At 39.0% G+C, this 8,665-nt stretch carries 6 protein-coding genes; 3 read left to right on the plus strand and 3 right to left on the minus strand.

The window, feature by feature from the left end:
- Positions 1-957: 957 nt before the first annotated feature.
- Together ACFIJ8_RS05405 and ACFIJ8_RS05410 are read right to left on the minus strand one after the other, a co-directional pair.
- Positions 958-1,971, minus strand: a complete 1,014-nt coding sequence (locus ACFIJ8_RS05405; RefSeq protein ID WP_273788470.1) for a sensor histidine kinase — start codon at positions 1,969-1,971, stop codon at positions 958-960.
- A gap of 22 nt (positions 1,972-1,993) precedes the next feature.
- Positions 1,994-2,788 carry a response regulator gene (locus ACFIJ8_RS05410; RefSeq protein WP_015856822.1) on the minus strand — a complete coding sequence of 265 codons (795 nt, stop codon included), beginning with the start codon at positions 2,786-2,788 and terminating at the stop codon, positions 1,994-1,996.
- Between the two features lie 169 nt (positions 2,789-2,957).
- On the opposite strand from ACFIJ8_RS05410, the gene ACFIJ8_RS05415 reads away from it, so the two are divergent.
- The 3 genes from ACFIJ8_RS05415 to ACFIJ8_RS05425 all read left to right on the plus strand — a co-directional run bounded on the left by ACFIJ8_RS05415 (position 2,958) and on the right by ACFIJ8_RS05425 (position 5,369).
- On the plus strand, positions 2,958-3,161 hold the full coding sequence (locus ACFIJ8_RS05415) for a NepR family anti-sigma factor (RefSeq protein ID WP_015856821.1): 204 nt from the start codon (positions 2,958-2,960) through the stop codon (positions 3,159-3,161).
- 7 nt (positions 3,162-3,168) lie between these two features.
- Entirely contained in the window at positions 3,169-3,723 is a 555-nt protein-coding gene (locus tag ACFIJ8_RS05420; RefSeq protein WP_015856820.1) for an RNA polymerase sigma factor, read from the plus strand.
- 224 nt (positions 3,724-3,947) lie between these two features.
- Positions 3,948-5,369 carry a sensor histidine kinase gene (locus ACFIJ8_RS05425; RefSeq protein WP_273788471.1) on the plus strand — a complete coding sequence of 474 codons (1,422 nt, stop codon included), beginning with the start codon at positions 3,948-3,950 and terminating at the stop codon, positions 5,367-5,369.
- Positions 5,370-6,248: 879 nt separating this feature from the next.
- Here the strand turns inward: ACFIJ8_RS05425 and ACFIJ8_RS05430 are convergent.
- Entirely contained in the window at positions 6,249-8,234 is a 1,986-nt protein-coding gene (locus ACFIJ8_RS05430; protein WP_375639164.1) for a M23 family metallopeptidase, read from the minus strand.
- Positions 8,235-8,665: the final 431 nt, after the last annotated feature.

The following is an 8,665-nucleotide window of genomic DNA, read 5'->3' on the forward strand; positions in this document are numbered from 1 at the left end:
GTTCCTCCTTTGAGATGTCCGTTCCTCCTTTGAGATGTCCGTTCCTCCTTTGAGATGTCCGTTCCTCCTTTGAGATGCTAGTTCTATAGTGAATTAATCAAAGTCATTGGCTTGCACGTCATAAAAGGGTGTGTATGGGCTTTGTGGCGGTGAGAAATATTTGAAAAAAGACTAAAATGCCTCTTATGAACGCTCTCAAAGGTCAATGGCTGTTGTAACATGAGGGACAAAGGGTATGATAATGCTCAGCTACTACTTTTATGAAGTGAAAAGAGGTATGAAGGTAAAGAAGGATGGGGAGTAAAAAGGGGCGTGCTTGATGGTTCACTTTACGGGGGCTTATTATATTTTATTTACAGACACTGTTTTGAAATGAGCGTGGATGCGCTGGGAAATATTAAAAAAGTGCGTGAATGAAAAACACAAGTGTATTCTGTTTTAGGATGTCCTATTGTATCTGAAGAGGATATCTCCATTAAAGAATGCGATAAATAAAAGCATAAAATGTGTAATTTCATCAGTTAATTGTCGTTGTCGTGGATGCTTTAGTCCCGTAAAGCTGAAGAGTGATGATGGATGTTAGCTTTACTCCTTGAAATTTTATATTCTGCCAAAATGGAATTGTATGCGCATTGCGAAAGTTACACAAAAAGAGATAGGTAATAGGTTCGCTTTTATTTGGCATATAAAAGCTGAAACGGTTTACTCTTCATTGTTTTGGTTTTTCTCTTAAAATATGCGGTTCTATAAGGGATGAAAGTTGATTGACAGCAGGAATGGATTTTATGCGGCTTAAGTTCTCATCGTTAAGGTTTTTCGTTAAGGTTGTGGGGAGCTATTGGGGGGCATAGTGGTTGGTTTAAAGAGGCTGGAAAATATCTTTGTGCTTAATAAAATAGATGAGAAATTTTGCTAAAAAAGGGGAAACTCCTCTTGTTTGTTATTTGAAATGCTCTTTTAAGAAAAAATATCAAAATAAGTATCAGGAACAGAGAGGCAATAGATAATTCCTTCTTTTGTCAATTTGAGGGAAGCGGAACCATTTACGGAAATGGGAACGATTTTTTCGAGAACGGCACTACCAAAACAGGCTTTTTTATTGTTTGTGGGAGGGATGCCAGATTCAAAATTTTCATGCCAAGTGATGATAAGTTGCGTTTTACCATTCAGTTTTGTTTCGATTTCACAGCGTACACAGATGCTACCCTTTTCTTGGGAAAGGGCTCCAAAAGAAAGAGAATTTACAATTAGTTCATGAAAAGCCAAACCAATATGCAAAGCGGCATTGGGAAAAAGATAAGGATCTACGCCTTCAAGTGAAAAACGTTCTGTTTCTTTCATAAAATAGCCTAAAGCCTGCGTTTGGACCAATTCGCGAAATTGAGCACCACGCCAATCGGAATCAGTAATCAGATCTTGAGAATGAGAAAGAGAATGAAGACGACCTTGAAATTTGCGTAAGAAAACCTGAAGAGATTCAGTATAGCGGGCGGTTTGGCTGGCAATACTTTGAATGATCGCTAGAAGATTTTTAGAACGGTGACTGACCTCGCGAAGAAGGATTTTAAGCACTTGTTCACGGCGGCGTAAACCGGAAATATTAACACCGGTGGTGATAATACCGATAATGTCTCCGTTATCATTACGATGGCAATCAATAGAAAATTTATACCAAATCTCTTGTTTTTTTGTATCTTCAAAACGTGCTTCAACAGTTTGCATTTTGCCACTCGCTAAAACTTGCAGTTTGATGGTTTCCATATTGTCTGCAAGGTCAAGCGAAAAAAAGTCGCTGTCACGACACCCAACCCGCCATTTATTGTGCAAATGGTGTGGCAAGTTTTCAGCCCATAAATAAACCAGATTTGTTGCCTGATAGAGAACACAAATATCAGCACCACGAATCGCTTGCATGAGCGCACTCATATGAGATCTATCCATGGGAGGCTTTGAAAGAGGCGTAACGATCATAATTTTAAGATGTTACTCTGTTCTAAGCCGCTTTAGAAGCATTCTCTTGAAAAAATAAAGCTTGGGAAATAAGCGCTTTCACCATATCAGGGTTAAAAGGTTTGGTCACTAAAAAAGTTGGTTCTGGACGCTCGCCGGTCAGCAGCCTTTCGGGAAAAGCCGTGATGAAAATCACCGGTATACGGTCATTTTTCAAAATCTCGTTGACCGCGTCAATCCCTGAACTGTTATCGGCTAATTGAATATCAGCCAAAATCAACCGTGGTTTTTTCTTATGATACATGATGACAGCTTCATCACGCGTGCGCGCTATTCCTACAACATGATGACCTAAGCTTTCTACCATTTGCTCAATATCAAGCGCAATAAGAGGTTCATCTTCAATAATCATTACTTCAGTGGCAATTTGTTGAGAAATATCAATGGATGCTTGGTTGAGAAGCTTACGGAATTCTTTTGTATCCAGATTCATGATTTCGCTGGCTTCTTGTTCATGAAATCCTTCAACGGCAATGAGCAAAAATGCTTGGCGTGCACGGGGCGTGAGATAGGATAATTTGGCACTGGTTTTTTGTTCAAGACCAAATTGGGGCAGGGGTTCAGGGATGTTCGGTGTGGTTTGGTCAAAAAGATGGCAAAAAAGCCAATAGGTACCAATTCGGTCACTGGATGCTTTGGGAAAAATGGAGATATCGGCGATGAGTGCTTCCAACATCGCGGACACATAAGCATCGCCAGAGGATTGGCTACCGGTGACAGAGCGGGCAAAACGCCGAAGATAGGGAAGATGCGGGGCAATGCGCGTTGATAATGACATAATTTATAACTCCTTTGACCTTTCAAGCATTTTGTTGGTTGAAATTCTCAACAGATAAAAAAGTTCCTTGATTTGTATGGAACTTTTTACCGACAGCTATATTTACAACCATAAGGCGAAAAAATTCTTCGCGGTGCTACTGATATTATATGGATTAGGGGGATGAAAAATGAACGACCGTGATGAAAAAAATCTCACCACACAATTTACAGTTGGAGATGATCTTCTCGGGGTCAATAGCGAAATAGCACGGAAGTTACGTCAATTTTACATGGAAATTCAAGAAGAAGCACTGCCACGGTGTTTGCTCGAGCTTTTAGAGAAGTTGGAGCGCGCAGAGCAATTTGGCTTAAACAATGTGGAAAAGGTTTGAATCCTTTATGTCAAAGTGCGCGAAAAACTTTAAACAAGAACTTCTTTTGGTGTTGCCGGCTTTACGAGCTTTTGCTGTTTCTTTAAGTGGTAAGCAGGATAAAGCCGAAGATTTGGTCCAAGATACTGTTATGAAGGCATGGGCTAAGCAAGATAGTTTTGAGATGGGAACCAATCTTAAGGCTTGGCTTTTTACCATTTTGCGCAATGAATTTTACAGTCAAATGCGTAAAAAGGGAAGAGAAGTTCAAGATACCGATGGCGTGTTTACTCAAAATGTCGCTGTTCATCCGGCTCAATATGGATCGCTTGATTTGCAAGATTTCAAAAAAGCCTTAAATTTGCTTTCTGCCGATCAAAGAGAAGCCATTATTCTCATTGGGGCATCGGGTTTTTCTTATGAAGATGCTGCGGCTATTTGTGGTTGTGCTGTTGGAACCATTAAAAGCCGTGTGAGCAGGGCGCGTAATCGGTTACAAGAACTTCTCAAGGTGGATGGTGAGTCTGATTATGGTCCTGATTCTTATTCAGCTGGAAGTACATTGTGTTCATTTAACGGCTAAAAAAGCATAATAATTATGATCGATAGCCTTGTTTTTTTTATTCCCGTTATAGCTATTACAGTAAAGTCAGTATCTGAGGAAATTCAGAGTGTTTGGCGTGTATCCTTAGGAATACAAGAAAAGCCTGTATAAACTTTCCCACGGGCTTTAAGTTTTATGTTCCATAAGGTTGCCTTCCTTTGTGCTGAAAAATGACGACTTTCAAGTTCGCCAATGGACATTCTATGACAACAAAAACAAATTTGATGCCTCAAATGCCTTCTTCTGATGCAACGATATCACGCTGGCGGTGGGTAGCGATTGTTGTTTCTCTTGTTATGGCTCTTTTGGCATCGGTTTTTATTATGTTGCTTTCAAATGCCGTTGATCGAGAAGTCGCACAGTTGAATACAAGTTCAGAATTGCGTGAACAGGCTGATTTGGTCCTTATTAGCTTGATTGATATGGCAGTTGCTGATCGCAGCTATGCAAAAACGCGCAAGGCGGAAGATAAAATACGTTTTGAAAATGCAGAGCGGGAGTTGGGGGATATTCTCGATTATATCGCACTTATTGTTTATGCGCATCCACAATGGGATGAATGGTTTACGGCTTTTAAAAAAGAGGTTGAAGCACGAAAAGCATTTATGAATGCCCATATGCATGCTCTTGATGCGATTCCTGAACAACCTTCTCATGCTGCCTCTTTTGAAGGATCAAAGATTCCTGTGGCACGTTTAGCTCAATTGATGACAAGCTTTATTAATGGGGATGATGTGGTGCGACAAAAACAGCGTGAGGGGATCGCATTGATGCGGGCTGCTTTGACATTGGCAGCTATTGTTTCTGTTGTGAGTACTTTTATTTCTGCCTATTTTGTTATTAATCGTTTTCATCGTGATGTACGCTCTTTAAAATTGTATCAATTGCTGCTTCATAGCGAAAATATCGCTCTGGAAGCCCGCGTGAAAGAACGGACACAAGAATTAGAAAGAGCACGCAATCACGCTGAAAAAGAACGCCAACGGGTTGAAATATTGTTGCAGGATGCAAGCCATCGCATTGGCAATTCTCTTGGGACGGTGTCTTCTTTGCTGGGGCTCCAGTTAAACCGGAGTAAAAATGAAGAGGTACGTTCTGTTCTAGGAGCTGCACGTGATCGTATTCAGACAATTTCTACAGCACATCGTCGTTTGCGCTTAAGTGATGATATGGAAACGACTTTTTTGGCAGAGTTTCTCAGTTCTGTTGTGCATGATGTCGAATTGGCAGTCCCTTTTGAATTGCGTGAAAACATCGCCATTCACACAAACTTTAAAGATTGTCGCCTGTCTTCAAGAGATGCGACAACACTTGGAATTATCCTTGGTGAACTGCTGACAAATTCCTTAAAACATGCCTTTCCTGATCAACGTACGGGTCATATTTATATCTCTTTTGGTCCCCAGAAAGATGGACAATTGATGCTCATTGTAGAAGATGATGGCGTGGGAATGAAAAGCCAAACTTTAGAGCAAAAAACAGGACTTGGTCGTGTGGTCGTGGAACAGCTCTGTATGCAATTTGGTGAGAAACCTCTGTTTGAAACTTCTGCTTTAGGAGGCACAAAGATTATCATTCCTTTGCCAAAACTTAGCATGAATAGTTCAAAAAAAAGCTCTGACTGATTTTTTTAAGAGATAAATTCTTTACTCTCTGCTTGTTCGTTTTAATAAAAATGAGAAAAAATATAACTTAGATAACGCGAACACAGCACCATTCATATCAGATTGTCAATTGTCTTCAAGAGAAGCAACATTGCTTCTTTATCTTTTGCTCTCTTTGTTTTTTACTTTGCTGACTCTGATTATTGGCTTTCAAAATTCTCCTGTTTTTGTATGTTTTATAGCTTTGAAGTACTTGAGTTAAAATTTAAATTTATTTTGAATAAAAGCTCCTTTAAACCGATAATACTTATATTAGTAAGCTTATTAGTAAGCTCTATTTCTTTGTGAAGAGATTGTTTTTTCAAATTTTGTTATTTTTTGTAAGGCATGTAAAACTTTAAATATGTGGTGTTTTTGTAAAAGTGTGTAACGAATATTCTTAAGGATAACTTGCTCGTAAAGTTTATGAAACACTGTCCTTTAGGGCTATGAACAGCATAAGCATTCAACAGGTGAAATCTCTTCAACAAGAAGTCGGGTTATTTGTAGAATGATATGGGTTTTAGAATCTTCATCCTTTAGAAAAACTCACCTTTGATTAAAATTTTATTGCATGGAAAACAAAGGGATTTTTATCGTTTTGATAAAACAAACAAGAAGAGTTAGCCTTTTTGGGTTTCATATTTTGCACTTTTCTATCGTGCATAAACATGCAAAGGGGAGGGCGTTTTATTTTTAATCATTGTTATGCGACCTTGGGTGGTGGCATATTTCGGCGAATTCTTTATAGATATTTAAAGTGCGGCAATCTCTTTAAGAAAAAAATCTCTTTGAGAAAAATAAGCGCTAAAGCATATTTTTAGATGTTTTGAGTCGTAAAAATGCAGATGCTTTTATGCTTTAAGTTTCTTCGGAGGGGGTTATCGGGCTGTTGATCAAGGCATCAATATTGTTTTTTTCTTGTAGGAATGTTTGTAGGTCTTGATTGGTTAAGGCTTTGCTATCCGGTATACGGATGCGCATGGGGTCAACTTTGACGCCATTGACAATGATTTCAAAATGACAATGGGGACCGGTTGCCATTCCTGTTGTTCCAACATACCCAATGATTTGTCCTTGTCGTACTTTCACGCCTGGTTTGATGTCTGGTGCATAACGGCTTTGGTGTGAATAACTGCTGACATATCCATTGGCATGTTGAATTTCCGTGTGATTTCCATAGCCACCTGTTACGCCTACTCTTGTGACAATACCATCTCCTACAGCAATAATGGGTGATCCTTTAGGAGCAACCCAATCAACTCCCGTATGCATGCGAACATAGCCTAAAATAGGATGTTTGCGTGGACCAAAGGGAGAGCCAAAAATCCCATTTGGTGTGGGTTTGCGCAGCAAGAAAGGCTTTGAACTCCTCCCTTCAGAATCATAATAATCAACGCTTCCATCTTTTAATTGATAACGGTAATATTTATAAGTTGTATTTCCAAAAGTTGCGCTAATATAACGAATTTCTGGATCAGTGTTTTTTGATGCTTCCTTTGCTTTCAAGTTCTTTTTGCCATTTTGGTTTTCTTTATCGCTTTGTGGTACGGCATAAAATATTTCGATTTGATCATTGGGGGTTATCGGACTTTTCATGTCAATATTGGTGGCAAGCAGACGAATAAGACGATGAGAGAGAGATTGTGATATATTATGGCTTAGCAAAGCACGATAGAGTGCATCATAAGCTGTTGGTAATTGCGCGCTATTGATATAAGAATGCGGAATACCATTTTGAAAAGCCGTTTTAAGAGCTTTAGACATTTTAGGCTCTGTGCTTTCAACGAATTGGCCTTTATCATTTAGCGCAATGGTGAGAACATGATACATCCCTTGATAGATACTTGCGCGTACGAGATGATCTTCTTCACCAGCTTGTGTCACGATGCCAATGCGTAAAAGACTTCCCTCTTTAAGGGTATCGGAAAGGTTAATTTTTTCTAGCGTTTTTACGACCTGTTCAATTTGCTTTTTTGTATAACTGGTTTTTTTGAAAGCATCGGCTATCGTTTGTTTTTTACGAATAGGAATAATATCTTCAACATAGTTTTTTGTCAGATCGATACGGTGACTTTGAGGGGAAACGGTTACATTTTCTTGAACAATGCGAACTTCAGGGGATTCTGTACCTTGGGAATCAGTGGATGTATCTTCTAACTTTAAAGGATCAATCAATGTGAGAACTGAAAGAAGTTCGGTACTTTTTTCTAAAGTAAACCCAGCTTTTTGCACTTCTTGTTGTGCCTCTTCATCTGTCAGGGTATCGTTGTCATCAAAATCGAATTGATTTACCTTAAAATCATAGCTGCGTAAGGTGATTTTTGTTTCAACCTTTGCTCCATAAATCTGTCCAGAATCTTGTGGTTTGGCGCTTTGATTTTTCGAATCACTGGCAAGAATGCTTAAAGAATCAAATTTTGGATAGCTATATTTCTGGGGGCGCTTTTCGGCTAAAGCCATACGAATCCATTCAAAATGTTGTGTTTGAATAACTTGTTCATCGCCTTTTTTTTGCAGAATCGATAGTTCAAATTGACGCTTGCTGTCAAAGCTTTGCCGTGCATGGGTGGGAGAAATACGATCCCCTTTATACCCATTGGCCTCAGGATCTTGTGTGTGAGAGAGATTTTCTTTTGTAAACCATTGCGGAGGGGTTACCAATCGCTGTTGTTCATCAAGAGCCGTAAAAAGTGCAATACCCATAAGAATGCAGGAAGTGATTCCTGTCAGAACGGTTCCCGTAAGCCAACGGGCCGAAACTTGTCGGCGCGCAGGACGCAAGCGTCTAACGACAAGAGCAGGGTCCTGTCCGGGATCGTTTTTTTGTTGTTCGTTATCCCACATAGATTCTAAGAGTACTTTTTCAATATTAAATAAAGAAAGCTAGCATAGCTTAGCATGTTTCTACAAGAATTTGATTCTTTTTACAAATTACAGATCATACGAATTCTCTTTATACAGTAATGTCTTTATGAATCGTACCTGTGCAGAAAAATTTCCTTATTAAAGTAACATAAAACAAGCGTTATTGTGATTAATCCATTCCTAGGCACTTCCTATTTTTATGCATTGCAATGGGGTGCTATATTTTACTTTAAAGGCGCTATGCTCCCTTTAACTCTTTCTGTTTTCATGTTTTATTTTTATTTTAGTGTAATGTATTGAAATACAACCAGATGTTTGCGCTATTTTATTTTTAAAAAAAGTAAAAAATGATATTGACTCTTTATTTGAAAGAGTACTATATACGACGAGTAACGAGAGCGGTTTCTGCT

Source organism: Bartonella sp. MF74HXZ, from assembly GCF_042194445.1.
In the GTDB taxonomy this organism is placed as follows: Bacteria; Pseudomonadota; Alphaproteobacteria; order Rhizobiales; family Rhizobiaceae; genus Bartonella; species Bartonella grahamii.

Excerpts from the sequence above, each read along its gene's own strand:
- ACFIJ8_RS05405 (WP_273788470.1), bottom strand. The coding sequence starts at position 1,971 with ATGATCGTTACGCCTCTTTCAAAGCCTCCCATGGATAGATCTCATATG.
- ACFIJ8_RS05410 (WP_015856822.1), bottom strand. The coding sequence starts at position 2,788 with ATGTCATTATCAACGCGCATTGCCCCGCATCTTCCCTATCTTCGGCGT.
- ACFIJ8_RS05415 (WP_015856821.1), top strand. The coding sequence starts at position 2,958 with ATGAACGACCGTGATGAAAAAAATCTCACCACACAATTTACAGTTGGA.
- ACFIJ8_RS05420 (WP_015856820.1), top strand. The coding sequence starts at position 3,169 with ATGTCAAAGTGCGCGAAAAACTTTAAACAAGAACTTCTTTTGGTGTTG.
- ACFIJ8_RS05425 (WP_273788471.1), top strand. The coding sequence starts at position 3,948 with ATGACAACAAAAACAAATTTGATGCCTCAAATGCCTTCTTCTGATGCA.
- ACFIJ8_RS05430 (WP_375639164.1), bottom strand. The coding sequence starts at position 8,234 with ATGTGGGATAACGAACAACAAAAAAACGATCCCGGACAGGACCCTGCT.